The sequence below is a fragment of the Streptomyces sp. NPDC053673 genome, from assembly GCF_055585225.1.
Map to the genome: position 1 here is coordinate 248061 of NZ_JBVJKN010000009.1, position 16907 is coordinate 264967.

Annotated in this window: 18 protein-coding genes and 1 pseudogene; 9 read left to right on the forward strand and 10 right to left on the reverse strand. The window is 70.3% G+C overall.

What is annotated here, in order from left to right:
* Positions 1-51: 51 nt before the first annotated feature.
* From ACZ6ZQ_RS16360 to ACZ6ZQ_RS16370, 3 genes are all read left to right on the forward strand, one after another.
* Entirely contained in the window at positions 52-615 is a 564-nt protein-coding gene (locus ACZ6ZQ_RS16360; protein ID WP_469769202.1) for a hypothetical protein, read from the forward strand.
* A gap of 202 nt (positions 616-817) precedes the next feature.
* Entirely contained in the window at positions 818-2524 is a 1707-nt protein-coding gene (locus ACZ6ZQ_RS16365; protein ID WP_469769203.1) for a right-handed parallel beta-helix repeat-containing protein, read from the forward strand.
* Positions 2521-2928, forward strand: a complete 408-nt coding sequence (locus ACZ6ZQ_RS16370) for a hypothetical protein (protein ID WP_469769204.1) — start codon at positions 2521-2523, stop codon at positions 2926-2928. Before ACZ6ZQ_RS16365 ends, ACZ6ZQ_RS16370 begins: the two co-directional genes overlap by 4 nt.
* Before the next feature lie 239 nt (positions 2929-3167).
* Here the strand turns inward: ACZ6ZQ_RS16370 and ACZ6ZQ_RS16375 are convergent, their stop codons facing one another.
* From ACZ6ZQ_RS16375 to ACZ6ZQ_RS16390, 4 genes and pseudogenes are all read right to left on the reverse strand, one after another.
* The gene (locus tag ACZ6ZQ_RS16375) at positions 3168-3530 is read right to left on the reverse strand and encodes a DUF1330 domain-containing protein (RefSeq protein WP_469769205.1); all 363 of its coding nucleotides are present in this window, start codon (positions 3528-3530) and stop codon (positions 3168-3170) included.
* A 97-nt stretch (positions 3531-3627) separates the two neighbouring features.
* Positions 3628-4074: pseudogene (locus ACZ6ZQ_RS16380) on the reverse strand (zinc-binding dehydrogenase); the annotation flags it as partial.
* Between the two features lie 174 nt (positions 4075-4248).
* Entirely contained in the window at positions 4249-5517 is a 1269-nt protein-coding gene (locus tag ACZ6ZQ_RS16385; RefSeq protein WP_469769206.1) for a L,D-transpeptidase, read from the reverse strand.
* A gap of 270 nt (positions 5518-5787) precedes the next feature.
* Positions 5788-6162, reverse strand: coding sequence for a hypothetical protein (locus ACZ6ZQ_RS16390; RefSeq protein WP_469769207.1), 375 nt, complete (start codon positions 6160-6162; stop codon positions 5788-5790).
* 119 nt (positions 6163-6281) lie between these two features.
* Between ACZ6ZQ_RS16390 and ACZ6ZQ_RS16395 the strand changes: the two genes are divergently transcribed.
* The gene (locus ACZ6ZQ_RS16395; protein WP_469769208.1) at positions 6282-6605 is read left to right on the forward strand and encodes a hypothetical protein; all 324 of its coding nucleotides are present in this window, start codon (positions 6282-6284) and stop codon (positions 6603-6605) included.
* 77 nt (positions 6606-6682) lie between these two features.
* On the opposite strand, the gene hutH is transcribed toward ACZ6ZQ_RS16395, so the two are convergent.
* From hutH to ACZ6ZQ_RS16420, 5 genes are all read right to left on the reverse strand, one after another.
* Positions 6683-8224, reverse strand: a complete 1542-nt coding sequence (hutH, locus tag ACZ6ZQ_RS16400) for a histidine ammonia-lyase (protein WP_469769229.1) — start codon at positions 8222-8224, stop codon at positions 6683-6685.
* 177 nt (positions 8225-8401) lie between these two features.
* Positions 8402-9535 carry a GGDEF domain-containing protein gene (locus ACZ6ZQ_RS16405; RefSeq protein WP_469769209.1) on the reverse strand — a complete coding sequence of 378 codons (1134 nt, stop codon included), beginning with the start codon at positions 9533-9535 and terminating at the stop codon, positions 8402-8404.
* 52 nt (positions 9536-9587) lie between these two features.
* Complete coding sequence (locus ACZ6ZQ_RS16410; RefSeq protein ID WP_469769210.1) at positions 9588-10382, reverse strand: enoyl-CoA hydratase/isomerase family protein; 795 nt, start codon at positions 10380-10382, stop codon at positions 9588-9590.
* A gap of 83 nt (positions 10383-10465) precedes the next feature.
* On the reverse strand, positions 10466-11641 hold the full coding sequence (locus ACZ6ZQ_RS16415; protein ID WP_469769211.1) for an adenylate/guanylate cyclase domain-containing protein: 1176 nt from the start codon (positions 11639-11641) through the stop codon (positions 10466-10468).
* A gap of 140 nt (positions 11642-11781) precedes the next feature.
* Complete coding sequence (locus tag ACZ6ZQ_RS16420; RefSeq protein ID WP_469769212.1) at positions 11782-12633, reverse strand: biotin--[acetyl-CoA-carboxylase] ligase; 852 nt, start codon at positions 12631-12633, stop codon at positions 11782-11784.
* Positions 12634-12937: 304 nt separating this feature from the next.
* Here ACZ6ZQ_RS16420 and ACZ6ZQ_RS16425 point away from each other — a divergent pair, with 304 nt between their 5' ends.
* The 4 genes from ACZ6ZQ_RS16425 to ACZ6ZQ_RS16440 all read left to right on the forward strand — a co-directional run bounded on the left by ACZ6ZQ_RS16425 (position 12938) and on the right by ACZ6ZQ_RS16440 (position 15858).
* The gene (locus ACZ6ZQ_RS16425; RefSeq protein WP_469769213.1) at positions 12938-14521 is read left to right on the forward strand and encodes an acyl-CoA carboxylase subunit beta; all 1584 of its coding nucleotides are present in this window, start codon (positions 12938-12940) and stop codon (positions 14519-14521) included.
* 24 nt (positions 14522-14545) lie between these two features.
* Positions 14546-14752: an acyl-CoA carboxylase epsilon subunit gene (locus ACZ6ZQ_RS16430; RefSeq protein ID WP_469769214.1), complete on the forward strand. Its 207-nt coding sequence runs from the start codon at positions 14546-14548 to the stop codon at positions 14750-14752.
* A gap of 153 nt (positions 14753-14905) precedes the next feature.
* Positions 14906-15034: a morphogenic membrane protein MmpB gene (gene mmpB, locus ACZ6ZQ_RS16435; protein WP_469769215.1), complete on the forward strand. Its 129-nt coding sequence runs from the start codon at positions 14906-14908 to the stop codon at positions 15032-15034.
* Between the two features lie 209 nt (positions 15035-15243).
* Positions 15244-15858, forward strand: coding sequence for a nucleoside triphosphate pyrophosphatase (locus ACZ6ZQ_RS16440; RefSeq protein ID WP_469769216.1), 615 nt, complete (start codon positions 15244-15246; stop codon positions 15856-15858).
* A gap of 46 nt (positions 15859-15904) precedes the next feature.
* On the opposite strand, the gene ACZ6ZQ_RS16445 is transcribed toward ACZ6ZQ_RS16440, so the two are convergent.
* On the reverse strand, positions 15905-16378 hold the full coding sequence (locus ACZ6ZQ_RS16445) for a hypothetical protein (protein WP_469769217.1): 474 nt from the start codon (positions 16376-16378) through the stop codon (positions 15905-15907).
* A 436-nt stretch (positions 16379-16814) separates the two neighbouring features.
* Here ACZ6ZQ_RS16445 and ACZ6ZQ_RS16450 point away from each other — a divergent pair.
* Positions 16815-16907, forward strand: a 93-nt coding sequence (locus ACZ6ZQ_RS16450) for a biotin carboxylase N-terminal domain-containing protein (RefSeq protein ID WP_280842533.1), incomplete at its 3' end; no start/stop codon positions are given.

Consider the following 16907-nt stretch of genomic DNA (forward strand, 5'->3'; position numbering starts at 1 on the left):
TGAGTGCGGGGATTCGATCGAACCCCGCACTCACCATCAGAAGGAAGTCCCATGTCCCGCAGAGCGCTGTCCCGCGTCGTGGCCCCACCCATGTTGTCCGTCGCCCTGCTGCTCGGTGCCGCCGGTGCGGCGAGCGCCTTCGCCGCCGAGCCCGTTCCTCCGATGCAGGTCGATGCCGTCGAGCCGATCGACACGATGGCGGACACCGACGAGTCCGAGACGGCCCCCGAGGGCCCGGGCGTCGTCGACGACCTCCTGCTCAGCGTCCTGAACCTCCTGAACGGATTCTTGGACGGCACATGGGACGGCGCCACGGAGCTGCCCGCCGCCGCACTGCCGGACGTGTCGCGGCTGCTGGCCCTGCCGGGCCCGCAGGATCCGGTGGACAACCCGGATCTCTCGGAGGTCCCGGACGTCGCGGCCGCGGCAGCCGTCTCGGAGACGCCGGAATCGATGGCCGACCCGGATCCGGTGGACAACCCGGATCTCTCGGAGGTCCCGGACGTCGCGGCCGCCGCAGCCGTCTCGGAGACGCCGGAATCGATGGCCGATGTGGAGATCCCGGAGACCGCGACTCCACCGTCCCTGTCGGCGGTGGCCGCCCCCGCGGGGTAAGGCACAGGCAGGCGTCCTCCCGGCGCTCCTCCACCTATGCGTATACGTATACGTATACGTATACGCACCTACGCGTACGCCCGAAGCCACACCGTGAAGCCACGGCGCAAGCTTCGGCGCAGGCTCCCTTCATAGCCGCCGCCGTTCAACCGCTCGGGTAACATCGGCAGTTCCGAGTGAGCGGCGCGGGGGGAAGCCGGGAATGGTCTCGAGGTACTTCGTCTCGCCGCACGGCGGTCGTCGTGCCTACCCCGACATCAGCTCCGCTCTCTCCGCCGCGGCCGGACGGGGCCGAGCGGCACTGATCGAGATCGCGCCCGGCCGCTACGAGGAGGCGCTCACCGTCCGGGGCGAGGTCCAGTTGGCCGCCGTCGGCGGCCCTGGCTCCGTGGTGGTGAGCAGGCCCCGTGGTGCCGTCCTCGACGCCTTCGGGTCGGTTCGTGTCCACGGCCTGGTGCTGATCGGCCGCGACGCCGATGTCGTCGGCTGCCACGCCGGAACGCTCACCCTCGAGCGGTCGGAGATCCGGGCGCACAACGGCGTCAGCGTGCACGCGAGGCCCAACACCTCCGTGACACTGCGGGACAGCGTGATCCTGTATGGCCGGGCCGTCTTCACCGGGTCCGGCGGGCTCGTCGAACGATGCCGGTTCACCGACGCCGCCGACAATGCGGTCGCGGTGATCGAAGGCGCCCGCGTCCTGGTCCGCGACAGCTGGATCGGGGGCAGCCGGATCCACGGCGTGCGCGTCAGCGATGCGCGTGCCCAGGTCACCGGGTGCGAGCTGACCGGCACCGGAAAGGCGGCCATCATGGCCGACACGCGGGCCGAGCTCACCGTGGCCGACTGCGCGATCAACGCCGTGCACGCAGAGGCGATCATGTTCATCGAGCAGTCCAGGGGCTCCGTGGACGGCACGCGCGTCACCGATGCGGAACACGGGATCGGGGTGGCGAGTGGTGCCGACCCGGTGGTGCGCGGCTGCGCGTTCACCGGGTGTCGCGACACCGGCATCAACGTCGCGACCTCGGGCCGTGGCAGGTTCGAGGACTGCGAGGTCTTCGACGCGGGCAACGTCGCGGTGTTGTCGACCAAGGGCGGCGCTCCGGAGGTCCACGGCTGCCGCATCTCGCGAGGCAACGTCGGCATTGCCGTCACCGACGCCGCCAGAGGCCGCTTCACAAGGGTCGACATCGAGGATCTGACGAGTGTCGCACTGCGGGTCATGGACGGAGCCAAGGCCGTGTTCGAGCAAGTCCGTGTGGAGCGCTGCCCGTCGCACGTGGAGACCCGGGGCAACGGCGGCACCACGGCCGACATTGCCGACACGGTGTTCCGTGACTTCGACATGTCCGCGGTGGAGGTTCTCGGCCAGTCCCGGGTCACGCTCAGAGGCGTGACGGCGGAGCGCGGAGCGCTGGGCTTCGGCGTCGCCGAGGACGCTCAGCTGTTCGTGCACGACTGTGACGTCAAAGCCGTGAGCACCGGTGGGGTCATCGCGTTCGGCAAGGCGAGGCTCGTCGCGCGGAACCTCACTGTGACCGGCTCGGAGGGCTTCGGCCTCGGCGGCAATGACTCCGCCTATCTGGATGTCGTGAACAGCGAGTTCGTCGACTGCGCGACAGCGGGTGCCACCTTCCAAGGCACGTGCGGCGGTCGGCTGGTGGACAGTTCCGTGAAAGGAACGCAGGGCGTGGCCGTGCAGGACAACGGCCGCGTCGACCTGGTCTCGCTGCGCACGTCGCTGCCGGTCGTCAAGCAGATCGAAAAGCCGGTCGAGCGTCCGTCGACGATCGTCAACAACTACGACGGCCCGGTGTTCAACGCCGAGGTCCACGGTGCTCAGCTGGCGTGGAACAACAACAACGTCATCCAGCAGCAGACCAACGAGGACGGTTCCAGCACATGAACGACCCGCAGAACGTCAATAATTACGACGGGCCGGTGTTCAACGCCGGGGTCTCAGGCGCTCAGCTCGCCTGGAACAACGACACGGTCACCCAGAACCAGCAGACCAACAGCACGGTTGCCCCGGGCTTCGAGGCACTCGCCGAGCTGGTCACCGGCCTGCTCCGGCAGCTGCCCCAGGCCGGCCTCGCCGAACAGGACCGCGAGGACGCCGAGTCCGCGGCCAGAGAGGTCCTCGCGACGATCAGCCGGCCGGACGCCCCCGAGGAAGGCAGGCTCCGCCGCGCGCTTGCCATGCTCAAGGGTTCACTGGCTCCGGTCGCGACCGGGGTGGCGGCCGGTACGGCGGTAGGGGCGCAGGAGTGGGCGCGGACGGCGATCGAGGGTTTGACCGGCATCGTCTGATCACCGGCGGCATCAATGGCGGCATCATCGGCCTCCTGCAGGACAGGCCCTGGGCCGGCCCTAGACGAGTAAGTCCTATCTCCCGCCGTCCGCCCGGAGGGCGGGCTTCGCGGCGTCTGGTGCGTGCAGATGCAAGGCGGAGGGTCGTCCTCGTACTGGGCGTACTTGGACGATCCCGACAACGCAGCAGATGTGCGTGCCGGGCGTCGCGAAGCAGGCGGGAGATAGGACTTACTCGTCTAGGCCTGCGCCTGCGACGTCTGCGCGGCCCTCAGCTTCGCCGCGGTGTCCGCGGGGGCATAACCCGGCGGTACGCCGTCGATCAGCAGGACGTCGCCCGCCATGTGCCGGGTGCGCAGCGGCAGCAGCTCCTGGTAGGCCGCGGAGTCGTACCAGCCGCGGGCGGCGTCCAGGGAAGGGAATGCGATGATGACGAGTGCACCCGGCCACTTCCCCTCCGGCACCTCGCGCTCGGGGGCTCCGTGCACGAGGAACCGTCCGTCGAAGGGGTCGAGCGTGGCCTGGATGCGCTCCATGTAGACGAGGACCTCGTCGTCGAGACGGGCCGCGGGATGCAGATTGCCTATCGCGTATGCGCTCATGATCCGATCGTGCCCGGACTGGTCCGCCCCGTCGATTACCTGCCGGGTAAGCCGGGCGGGGCAGGTGAGCCGGCCGGGGCGGGCACGCGCCGGTCCGTCAGATCGTCGAGGTGTCGATCACGAACCGGTAGCGGACGTCGCTGCGCAGCACCCGCTCGTACGCCTCGTTGATCTGGTCCGCCCGGATCAGTTCGATCTCCGCGCCCAGCCCGTGCTCGGCGCAGAAGTCGAGCATCTCCTGGGTCTCGGGGAGTCCGCCGATCCCGGAGCCGGCGAGGGTCCTGCGGCCGCCGATCAGGGAGAAGACGTTCAGCGACACGGGCTCCTCGGGGGCGCCGACGTTCACCATCGCCCCGTCGGTCTTCAGCAGCCCCGGGAACTTGTCCAGCGGCAGCGGCGCCGACACCGTGTTGATGATCAGGTCGAAGGTGCCTGCCAGAGCCTCGAAGGTCGCGTCGTCGCTGGTCGCGTAGTAGTGATGGGCGCCGAGTCGCACCCCGTCGTCCTTCTTCCGCAGCGACTGGGACAGCACGGTCACCTCGGCGACGCACTGAGTGTCCCTGGCGCCGGCGGTACGCCACGCGCACCGGTCCTCGGCGCACCGGGCGGACCCGGGCCGTACGAGGGCACCGGGCGGATGCCGTACGACGACGGCGGCGGCTCACGGAGTGTTCCGGGAGCCGCCGCCGTCATGGTGCGGTGGACGAGGTCGCGAGGGTCAGACCGCCGAGCCGGCCTTCCAGTCGGCCCAGCTCAGGTTCCAGCCGTTGAGGCCGTTGTCCGGCTTGATCGTCGTGTCCTGGGAGTTCTTGACGACCACGACGTCGCCGACGATCGAGTTGTCGTAGAACCAGGCGGCGGGCTGGTTCGGGTCGCCCGCGCCCTTGACGTCGTTCAGGCCGACACAGCCGTGGCTGGTGTTGACGCTGCCGAAGACGCTGTCGGAGCCCCAGTAGTTGCCGTGGATGAACGTGCCCGACGAGGAGAGCCGCATGGCGTGCGGGACGTCCTTGATGTCGTACTCGCCCTTGCCGTCGTCGTCGGTGAATCCGACCGTCGCACCGTTCATCCGGGTCTCCTTGAACTTCTCGGAGATCACCATCTGACCGTTGTAGGTCGGGTTCTCCGGCGAACCGGCGGAGATCGGGATGGTCTTGATCGTCTTGCCGTCCTCGGTGACCGTCATGGTCTTGGCGGCGGCGTCGACGGTGGAGACCCGGTTACGGCCGATCTTGAAGGTGACCGTCTTCTGCTGGACGCCGAAGACGCCCTCGGCGCCCTCGACTCCGTCGAGCTTCAGCTTCAGCGTGACGGTGGAGCCCGCCTGCCAGTACTGGTCGGGGCGGAAGTCGAGCCGCTGCGAGTTGAACCAGTGGCCGACGACCTCCTGGCCGCTGCTGCTGGAGACGGTGATGCCGGACTGGACGGCCTTGCGGTCGGTGATCGCCTTGTTGAAGTTGATCGAGACCGGCATGCCGACGCCGACGGTGGAGCCGTCCTCGGGCGTGAAGTTCCCGATGAAGCTGTTGGCCTGGGAGACGGTGGTGAAGGAGGAGTTCTCGTGGGCCTCACGGCCCTGGGAGTCCTTGGCGGTGGCGGCGATCTTGTAGACGGTCGCGCGCTCCAGCTGCTCGTCCGGCTGCCAGCTCGTGCCGTCGGCGGCGAGCGTGCCCTTGACGCTCCTGCCCTCGCCGGTGGTCATGGTGACCTCGGTGAGCTTGCCCTTGCTGACGGTGACCTTGGCGTCCTTGTTGATGCTCGCGTTGGTCGCGCCGTTCTTGGGTGAGATGACTATTCGGGCGTCCGAGGCGTCCTTCGCGGCCGCCGCGTCGACCTGCGCCTGCGACTTCTTCGAGCCCTCGTCGCCGCTGTTCTTGCCGTCGTCGCCCCCACTGCAGGCCGAAAGCACCAGCACGCCGCCGAGCAGTGCGGACGCGGCCACGAGGCCTCTGCGCCGCTTGCTGACCGTCATCACACGCTTCTCCATCGTCGCCGATTCCCTGCCATCTCTTTTCAGAACACCCATTCCGCCACGCGCGGTTTCGCTTCGGGCGCCGATGTGGCGCACACCACTGACCGACGCGCCTCCGGAGGCTCCGGTTCCGGCTGTACCGGCTATGGGCTCCCCCTTCGGACACGGATGCCAACGGGCCCCGGTTCGCCGACGCGGCGCCCCGGGGCCCCGGCGGGCTCCGGCTCATCCGTCCTCGGGTGGCCCCGGAGGCCCCGGAGGTGCGGGGCTCCGGGGTTCAGGTTGTTACAGCCGCCCGGCGCGGTCGCTCTGGCTTTCGTCTTCGTCGTCCTCGCCGTCGTCCATCTCCCCATCTTCCTCGTCGAGAATCCACTCTTCGGCATCGGGGTCGTAGTCGATTTGCTCACAGCTCCATGACGCCTGGGCGAGATCCACGCCCGGGACCTCGCCGAGCAGGTCGAAGGGGTCGACGAGATACGCGAGCGCCTCGGCGGCGTCCTCGCGTACGGCGGATCCGGCGTGCAGGCGTTCCTCGTCCGGCATGAGGCCGTCCGCTTCGATACGGTCGAGGGCGGCGCCGGTCAGCGCCTCCGGTTCCGCGACCTCCAGCACCAATTCGACGTGTAGCCGCACATAGCGTGATGTCTCAGAAGTGGTCATACGACGGAGACTAGGCCTCAGGGACACCCGACTTTCCTGCGACCCGCTGCTTTCACTAGCATCGCGGCAGCATCACCGCACACGGCCAATTCGCCGATGTCACAAGGGGGATCGATCCCGTGTCCGTCGCTCGCCGTCCACTGCTGACCGCCACCGCGGCCGGCACCCTTCTCTGCGCTCTGTGGTTCGTCCCCTCGGCAAACGCGACAGCTGGCGGTGCGGCCGCGCAGCCGGCCCAGGAGCAGTCCGGAGCTTCCGCTTCCGGCTCGGCGCCGACCACGCGGAACGGCTCCGAGGAGCTGGCTCTGGCCGACACGGGCAGCGTGCGGACCGCACCGTATCTGATCGGCGGGATGGCGTTCCTGGGGATCGGGGCCGGGTTCGTGAGCTTCGCGGTGCGCAGGACAGGACCGGCCACATGGCCTGAAGCACGACAGACCTGAAGCACGACAGCAGGGCCTCCCCCGGGCGGGGAGGCCCTGCTCTGCCTGCTACGGCGCGTACGGCGCCGGTGCACGGCCTAGGCCAGCGGGCCGGTCACCGGCTCCACGGCGGCGACGAGCTTGCCGTCCCGTACGAACTCCTCGGCGGCAGCCAGGTCCGGCGCGAGGAAGCGGTCGGGTCCCGGGCCTTCGACGCCCGCCGCGCGCAGCGCCCCGATGGCGGCCTGCGAGGCGGGAGCCGGGGTCACATGGCGCCGCAGCTCGATCGCGCGGGTCGCCGCGTACAGCTCCACGGCGATGATCCGGGTGAGGTTCCCGATCGCCGTGCGCAGCTTGCGGGCGGCCGACCAGCCCATGGAGACATGGTCCTCCTGCATCGCGGAGGACGGGATGGAGTCGACAGACGCCGGGACGGCCAGTCGCTTCATCTCGCTGACCAGGGCGGCCTGCGTGTACTGGGCGATCATCAGACCCGAGTCGACGCCGGCGTCGTCGGCGAGGAAGGCCGGCAGGCCGTGCGAGCGGTTCTTGTCGAGGAGCCGGTCGGTGCGGCGCTCGGCGATGGAGCCGAGGTCGGCGGCGGCGATCGCCAGGAAGTCGAGGACGTACGCGACGGGGGCGCCGTGGAAGTTCCCGTTGGACTCGACACGGCCGTCGGGGAGCACGACGGGGTTGTCGACGGCGGAGGCGAGCTCACGCTCGGCGACGAGCAGGGCGTGCGCGAGGGTGTCGCGGCCGGCGCCCGCGACCTGCGGGGCGCAGCGCACCGAGTACGCGTCCTGGACGCGGGGCGCCTCCTCCTCCTGGAAGTGCCCGGTGAGCCCGGAACCGGCGAGCACGCGCAGCATGTTGTCGGCGGAGGCGGCCTGGCCGGGGTGGGGCCTGATGGCATGCAGCTCGGGGGCGAGGACCTTGTCCGTGCCGAGCAGGGCCTCCAGGGAGAGGGCGGCGGTGATGTCGGCGGAGGTGTAGAGCCGCTGGAGGTCGGCCAGGGCCATGATCAGCATGCCGAGCATGCCGTCGGTGCCGTTGAGGAGGGCGAGGCCTTCCTTCTCGTGCAGCTCGACGGGCTCGATGCCGTGGGCGGCGAGGAGCTCGCCGGCGGGGCGGACCGTGCCGTCGGGCCCTTCCGCGTCCCCCTCCCCCATCAGCGTCAGCGCGCAGTGGGACAGCGGCGCGAGGTCACCGGAGCAGCCGAGCGAGCCGTACTCGTGGACGACGGGCGTGATCCCGGCGTTGAGCACATCGGCCATGGTCTGCGCGACCTGCGGGCGCACTCCGGTGCGGCCGGAGGCCACGGTCTTCAGCCGCAGGAACATCAGCGCGCGAACGACCTCGCGCTCGACGCGCGGGCCCATGCCGGCGGCGTGCGACCGGACGATGTTGCGCTGCAGCTGGGTGCGGAGCTCGTGACCGATGTGCCGGGTCGCGAGCGCGCCGAAACCGGTCGACACGCCGTACACCGGCTCGGGCTTCGCGGCCAGCGCGTCCACGATCTCCCGCGCGGCGGCGAGGGCGGCGACGGCGTCCTCGGAGAGCTCGATACGGGCGTTGCCGCGGGCGACGGCGATGACGTCCTCGACGGTGGTCCCGGATGTCCCCACCACGACAGTGTGCATATCCATATTCAGCACCCTACGGATTGAATCTCTTTCTGTCACCACCTCTGCGGGGAGGGACTCCTTACGCCTGCGTGCGGGCGTCGGAGCCCGTCCGGCGCTTGAGCACACGACCGGCGGCCGTACGGAGGTCCCGGGACCTGCCGGTCCGGAGACCTGCCCCGGTTCCCTGCCGCGTCAATGACGCGCATCGCGGAAGCGGCGGCGGTCCTGGGGGGTGGAGGGCGGCGCGTCCGCGAGCGGGAGGACCGTGTCGTCGCGGCCCGCGACGACCGCGGCGCGGGAGCGGGCGGCCTTCGCCCGGTACTGGGCCGCGTCGGCCAGACGGAACAGACGGCGGGCCGAGCGGACCGGGCCGATGGGGTCGCCGGTGGAGGCCACGCCGCAGGCCACACCCTCCCCCAGCTTCAACTCGGCCGCACGCTCGCACAGTTCGTCGGCTACCTTCACCACGTCGTCCGCCGGGGGCCCGACCGTCAGCAGGCAGAACTCGTCACCGCCCAGCCGTGCCGCCAGCGCGCCCGGCAGCATCGCCCCGCAGAGCGACAGCACCGAGCCGAAGCGCTCCAGCAAACGGTCGCCCGTCGCATGGCCGAGGGTGTCGTTGACCCGCTTGAGACCGTTCAGGTCGCAGACCACCAGCGAGACCACCGAACCGTCCGTACGGTGCTGTTCGACAGCCTCGTCGAGCCGCATGTCCACGGCCCGCCGGTTCGCGAGCCCGGTGAGCGGGTCCGTGAAGGCGAGCCTGCGGACCTCCTCCAGCCGCTCCTGCTGCGCGATCCCGGCCGCCACCACCGACGCCAGCACCGTCGCGAAGTCCGCGTCGTCCCGGTCGAACACGGGCCGGCCCGCCGCCCGGGCCACGTACAGCTCCCCCCACGCCCGCCCGTGCAGCACGATCGGTGCGACGACGCAGCAGCCCCGCCCACGCTGCCGCAGCGCGTCGACGCGGTGATGGCTGTAGCCGTGGTCGTCCGCCGCCGGACCCTCCGCCGTCTCGACCCACGCGCGCGGTGCACCGCCCCCCGCCCACTGCTCATGGAGAAACTCCGTGATCTCCGGGAAGCGGTGCACCGGATAGGTCTCGCCGTCCGGGAACTCCTCCTCGTCCGCGGCCCTGTCCCCCGCGTTGACGAGCACCTTCAGCCGGCCACAGTCCCGCTCCCAGACCGACAGCGCGGCAAAGCTCCCGGCCAGCGCGTCACACGCGCCCACGGCGGCCGCCCGCCACGACTCCCGCGGAGTGTGCGCGGCGGCCATCGACTGTGCGAGCGCCACCACGGCTCGCAGCCGAACATCCTCACCCATTACCCCAGCTTAGGGACATTCAGGAAGGTTTCACTCGACGGGTGGGAAGGATTCACTCGCCGGGCCATTCCGGCTTCCGCTTCTCGTTGAACGCCGCGACGCCCTCGGCCCGGTCCCCGGAGAACGCGACCGACCGCCACGCCGCGTCCTCGACCTCCAGACCGGCCCGCAGGTCGAGCCCCTGCCCGAGCCGCAGCGCCCGCTTGGCGGCCCGCAGCCCGACCGGCGAGTTCGCCGCGATCCGCGCCCCGAGTTCCAGCGCGGCCGTACGGGCGTCCTCGGCCAGCTCGTCCACCAGGCCCAACTCCCGCGCCTCGAACGCCTCCACGCGACGCGCCGTGAACACCAGCTCCGCCGCGCGCGCCGCACCCACCCGGCGGGGCAGCAGCTGCGTACCGCCGCCGCCCGGGATCACCCCCACGGACACCTCGGGCAGCCCCACGACCGTCGTCGCGTCGGCCACGATCACATCGCAGGCGAGCGCCAGCTCGAACCCGCCGCCCAGCGCGAAGCCGTGCACTGCCGCGACCGTCGGCATCGGCAGTTCCAGCACTCCGGTGTACGCCGCCCGGGCGGTCGGCCGCTGCCGTACCAACTCGGCATCCGTGAAGGAGTTCCGCTCCTTGAGGTCGGCGCCCACGCAGAACGCCCGCTCGTTCGAGGATGTCAGCACGGTCACCCGGACCGCGGGATCCGCCGCGAGCGCCTCGCACGCCGCGCCGATCGACCGGGCCATGTCCGTCGACACCGCGTTCATCGCCTTCGGCCGGTCGAGCACCAGCTCGGCGACGTGCCCGTCCTCAAGGCGGCGTACGACGACGAATTCCCCGAACCGCTGCTCGGACATATGGATAGCCTCCTGGTTAACGATGGTTCACCGGGAGGATCCTAGGGCCTGGCCCGAGCCCGGCAAGATCCGAACGACAGGCCCTAGGTGGGGCGCCTCGTCAACAGCCAGGGCTCCACCACACCCAGTCCACGCACCGGCCGCTGCCACATCGGCTGCAGCGCGAAACGGTACGACGGCGGCGTCCGGCCCTCCTTCTCCGCCGCGACCGCCTCTTCCGCCGCCTGCGCCTCCGACACCGGCGCGTCGCCCGCACGCGACAGCTCCTCCGCGAACGCCCCGTCCACCAGGACCGCGTCCTTCGGCGCTATCGAGGTGAGCCGGCTCGCCAGGTTCACCGTCGTACCGAACACATCGCCCATCCGGGTCGTGACCGTGCCGAAGGCGATCCCGACCCGCAGCGCCGGCATGGACTCGTCATGCGTCAGCGTCTCGATGAGCCGCATCGCGATCTCCGCGGCCGTGCCCGCGTCGTCCGCCGCGTACAGCACTTCGTCACCGAGGGTCTTGATCAGCCGACCGCCGTGCGCCGCGACCAGGTCGGCGCAGGTCGTCTCGAACGACTCGACCAGCTCGCCGAGCTCCTCCTCCTCCAGCCGGCGGGTCAGCCGGGTGAAGCCGACGAGGTCCGCGAAGCCGACCGCGAGCCGCCGGTCGACCATTTCCTCGTCGTCCGCGGCCTGCACGACCCGACCGGTCGCGGCGGCCAGCTGGCGCCGCCACACATAGACCAGGAACTCCTCCAGCTCCGGCAGCAGCAGCTCGACCAGCGGATACGTGACCTCGGTGCGGGTCATGCCCGGCTCCGGCGGCTCGGTCAGCCCCTCCAGGAAGGAGTCGATCTGCCATTCCGCGAGGCGCGCCGTGGTCTGCCCGGTCGACCGGGCAACCTGCACCGCCATCGGCTCGCTCAGCAGTCCCGCCTCGACCAGACCGGCGAGCCGCCGCAGGGCCAGGACGTCGGCCTCGGTGAGGGCCTTGGCCTGGCCGATGTCGGCGAAGCCCATGGCCCGCCAGAAGCGGGACGCCAGGTCCATGGAGACACCGGCGGTCCTGGCCGCCTGGAACGGTGTGTAGCGGCGGTCGGCGCCGAGGATCAGCTGCTCCAGACGGATGGCGAGCGGGTCCTTGGTCGGTTCGGCCGTGTGGTCGACCTCGTGGTGCGGCGTCGGGTGGACGTCCGACTGCTGCTTCCGGCCGGAACCGGAGGAACCCTTGCCGGAGGAGCCCGCGCCGGAAGTCGTGTCGTCGACGGTCACCGGCCGCCTCCTGCCCGTTCCCTGCGCACTGCCCTGCCGATCTGTCATGCCGTGCCGGTCCGTGGATCCCACGGACCCCCGGCGCGGCCTCAACGATACGGCAGGTGTGCCCTGGCTCACGTCCTGGTTGCCCGGCCGGTTCAGCCGCCCGGGCGCAGGTGGACGATGTCGCCGGCGCCGATGGGGTGATCCTCGCCGTCCGGAGTGGTCACCACGAGCCGCCCGTCGCCGTCGATCGCGACCGCCTCGCCGGTGAGCGAGCGGTCGCCCGGCAGCTCGGCCCGGACCGTGCGGCCCAGCGTCGAGCAGCCCGCCGCGTAGGTCTCCTGGAGCCTGGACAGGTGCGGATCGCCGCCCGCGTCGCGCCACTGTCCGTACCAGTGCTCCAGTGAGCGCAGCAGTGCCCGCAACAGTGGGTCACGGTCGGTGGACACGGAGTCGGCGAGGGCGAGGGAGCCGGCCTCGGGGACGGGGAGTTCGTTCTCACGCAGGGTGACGTTGATGCCGATGCCGATGACGACACCGTCGTCACCCGTGCGCTCGGCGAGGATGCCGCCGGTCTTGCGCTCCTCGCCGTGGACCTTCACCAGCAGGTCGTTCGGCCACTTGAGGGCGAAGTCGGTGCCCGCGGCCTTGGCCAGGCCGGTCGCGGCGGCGACCCCGGTGAGCAGTGGCAGCCAGCCCCAGCGCTCGACCGGCACGTCCGGCTTGAGCAGTACGGAGAGGAAGAGCCCGGAGCGCGCGGGCGCCGTCCAGGTGCGATCGAGGCGGCCGCGGCCCGCGGTCTGCTCCTCGGCGACGAGCACGGCGCCCTCGGGGAGCTCAGCGGCGCGGGCCGCGAGATCGGAATTGGTGGAGCCGGTCGCCGCGACGATGTCGAGCGAGGTCCACAGACCGCCCGGGCGCAGCAGGGCGCGGCGCAGCGCGGCAGCGTTCAGCGGGGGCCGGTCGAGGTCGGACCAGCGGCCTTGGGAGGCGTCGTCAGGCGTCATGCCGCACAGCTTGGCCGTTCCCGTGCCCGTGAGGCGAACGGGCCTCGGGGACGGCGCGGCGCATCCCGGGCGGCGGGCGCGTTGGTGAGCCAGGGAACGGGCGCGGTGGTGGCCCGGGAACGGGCGCGGTGGAGGAGGCGCGGTGGAGCGCGATGATGGGCATGGGCGGGCGGAAACCCGTACCGGATCTCGTTCGCAAGCGCAGTGCGGTGTGGCAAACGCCGCACTGCCGAACCGTATCCGCGCCGATACGCTACGAGTCAGTAGCCAAGAACCCCGTGACCAGGCAGGGAGCCGCATCCCGATGTCCGAGATCGACATTCGTACGACCGCGGGAAAGATCGCTGATCTCCAGCGCCGCATCGACGAGGCAACACACGCGGGCTCCGAGCGTGCGGTCGAGAAGCAGCACGCCAAGGGCAAACTGACGGCCCGTGAGCGGATCGAGCTCCTCCTTGACGAGGGCTCGTTCGTCGAGCTGGACGAGTTCGCCCGGCATCGCTCGACCAACTTCGGCCTGGAGAAGAACCGCCCGTACGGAGACGGGGTCGTCACCGGCTACGGCACCGTGGACGGGCGCCCGGTGGCCGTGTTCTCGCAGGACTTCACCGTCTTCGGCGGGGCGCTGGGCGAGGTGTTCGGCCAGAAGATCGTCAAGGTGATGGACTTCGCGCTGAAGACCGGCTGCCCGATGATCGGCATCAACGACTCCGGCGGCGCCCGGATCCAGGAGGGCGTCATGGCCCTCGGCATGTACGGCGAGATCTTCCGCCGCAACACGCACGCCTCCGGTGTGATCCCGCAGATCTCGCTGATCGTCGGCCCGTGCGCGGGCGGTGCTGTCTACTCCCCCGCGATCACCGACTTCACGGTGATGGTCGACCAGACCTCGCACATGTTCATCACGGGCCCCGACGTCATCAAAACGGTCACCGGTGAGGACGTCGGCTTCGAGGAGCTGGGCGGAGCCCGTACGCACAACACCACCTCCGGTGTCGCTCATCACATGGCGGGCGACGAGAAGGACGCGATCGAGTACATCAAGTCCCTGCTGTCGTACCTGCCGTCGAACAATCTGTCCGAGCCGCCGGCCTTCCCCGAGGAGGCCGCTCTCGACCTCACGGACGAGGACCGCGAGCTGGACACACTGATCCCGGACAGCGCCAACCAGCCGTACGACATCCACACCGTCATAGAGCACGTGCTGGACGACGGTGAATTCCTGGAGACACAGGCGCTGTTCGCGCCGAACCTCGTCACGGGCTTCGGGCGTGTCGAGGGCTACCCGGTCGGCATCGTCGCCAACCAGCCCATGCAGTTCGCGGGCTGTCTCGACATCAACGCGAGCGAGAAGGCCGCACGGTTCGTGCGCACCTGCGACGCCTTCAACATCCCGGTGCTGACCTTCGTGGACGTCCCTGGCTTCCTGCCGGGCGTGGACCAGGAGTACGGCGGCATCATCCGGCGCGGCGCCAAGCTGATCTACGCATACGCGGAGGCGACGGTTCCGCTGATCACGGTGATCACGCGGAAGGCGTTCGGCGGCGCGTACGACGTCATGGGCTCCAAGCACCTCGGCGCCGACCTGAACCTCGCCTGGCCGACCGCGCAGATCGCGGTGATGGGAGCGCAGGGCGCGGTGAACATCCTGCACCGCCGTACGATCGCGGCGGCCGATGACCCGGAGTCCCAGGAGACGCTCCGTGCCGAGCTGATCGCGGACTACGAGGACACCCTGCTCAACCCGTACATCGCGGCCGAGCGCGGATACATCGACGCGGTGATCATGCCGTCCGACACCCGCGCGCAGATCGTGAAGGGCCTGCGTCAGCTGCGAACGAAGCGGGAAAACCTTCCTCCGAAGAAGCACGGCAACATTCCCCTGTAGCCCCCTGGACCTCGAGGAGTCGAGATGATCAAGGTCGTACGGGGCAATCCGACCCCGGAGGAGCTGGCCGCCGCACTGGCGGTGGTCCAGGCGCGCGCCGCGGCGACGGCCTCGGCCGTGTCCGGCGCGCCGCAGCCGCCCGAGGGCTGGTCGGATCCCGCGCGCATCGCGCGGGAGCGGGCACTGCAGCCGGGGCCGCGGGCCTGGTCGCGCACGTTCTGGCCCAGCTAGGCCGTGTTTTAGAACTCCCGCCTGGCTCGCGACGCCTGGCACGGTGGGTGCGTTCACCGTAGCTTCACCTGTGCGTGATTAGTCCGTTGGCACCGGGGCGCCTGAGTACGGATACTCAGGCGCCCCGGACACCACAGCATCAGGATCGAAGGCATGCTGTGGTCCGACCCCGAGAACGAGCCTCCCCAGGAGATGCGCGACATGCAGGTGATGATGCGGCGCGCGGGGATCCTGCTGGCGATCGCGATGATCGTCGCGATGTTCGTCGTGGGTCTGCACTGAGCGGCGGGTCAGCACTCAGCGGCGGGTCAGCGCCGAATCGTGGTCCGCACTGGATCGCAGGTCCGCGCTGAACCGCTGGTCCACACCGGATCGTGGGTCCGCAGCGGTGGGTTGCGTTGAGCCGTGGGTCGCACTGAGCAGTGGGTCCGCATCAGCGGCCGGCCCGCATCGACCCGACCCCGGGACCGCAGCACACCCCGCCCCCTACGATGGCCCGCATGACCGATCAGCGCCGCCGCCTCGTCCTCGCCTCCGCCTCGCCCGCCCGCCTGAACCTGCTCCGCCAGGCCGGACTCGCCCCCGAGGTGATCGTCAGCGGTGTCGACGAGGACGCGCTGACCGCCCCGACCCCGGGTGAGCTCGCCCTGGTCCTCGCCGAGGCGAAGGCCGCCGCGGTGGCCGCCCTGCTCGGGACCGCCGGCGCACTCGTCATAGGCTGCGACTCCGTCCTCGAACTCGACAACGAGGCCCTCGGCAAGCCGGCCGACGCGGAAGAGGCCATCGCTCGCTGGAAGTCCATGCGCGGGCGCGCGGGCATCCTGCAGACCGGTCACTGCGTGATCGACACCGCCTCCGGCCGCCGCGTCTCGGCCACGGCCTCCACCACGGTCCGCTTCGGCGACCCGACGGACGCCGAGATCGCCGCGTACGTCGCGAGCGGCGAACCGCTGCACGTGGCGGGCGCGTTCACGCTGGACGGCCGCTCGGCACCGTTCGTCGACGCGATCGAGGGCGACCACGGCAATGTGATCGGGCTGTCGCTGCCGCTGCTGCGGCGGCTGCTGGGCGAGCTGGAGATCCGGATCACGGACCTCTGGGTCTGAGGCACCGGGCCTCGACGTCCGTCAACTCCCGTCGGCCGCAGAACGGTCACGCAGTGGCGGGACCGTCGGAGACCGGAGACCCCGCGTCGGCGGGCACCGGCTCCTCCGCGTCCGCCGCCTCCGGCTGGGCGTACAGCACGAGCGACAGCACGACCAGCCCCAGCACCACCATCAGGAACGCGAAGGCGTGCCAGCCGACCAGGCCCACGGTCAGGGCGCCGAGGACACCGTGCAGGACCGCGCAGGCGATCAGCAGGATGCGGCCGAAGCGGCCGGGCGCACGGTCACGCAGGCCGGTGACCAGCAGCACCACACCGCAGACGGCCAGGTAGAAGCCGAGGACGCCGCCCATCACCCAGGTACTCATGGCCATGACATCCGGATCCAGGCCGTCCAGGGACATGTTCTGGCCGTCGACGAAGGTGGCGAGGATGCCGTTGATCGCCACGATGCCGACTGCTTCCAGAAAGAGCACGATCGCGGCCACCACAGCCACCGGTCTCCGCGCCACGACGCCCACCCCTCAGGTTCCCAGCCTCTGTTACCAGCAGTACGAACGACACCTCGAACGCTACTAATGGGTAAACCACCGGACAAGGGTCTGAGCACAGGCAAAGAATCATTCGGCCATTCGTAGGGACTCCACAAAGAATCACGATCGGCCGAGGGGCGGCAGAACAGAGACCTTGACCACATCGGAGAGCTACTCTGCGGTGAAGAAACTCGGCGTACCGTGGTGCGACAAGGGGTTTCGCGTCGCGAGCACGCCTCGAATCACGCTCCGTGTGGGCAAGCTCACCATTGGGGACGGGTCGAAAGGCCGTGTCGGCAGTCCCTAAACTCAGCGTGTTTCAGGGAAGTCTTCGGCGCGGTGACCCGCCGAGCACCCCGGCCCGGGAGACCGGCCGGGAGTCCGGGGGTGGCCCCCGGGATAACACAGCAAGGAGGGAGCCATCGTGCGCAAGGTGCTCATCGCCAACCGAGGCGAGATCGCTGTCCGCGTTGCCCGTGCATGCCGGGACGCCGGGATCGCGAGCGTAGCCGTCTAC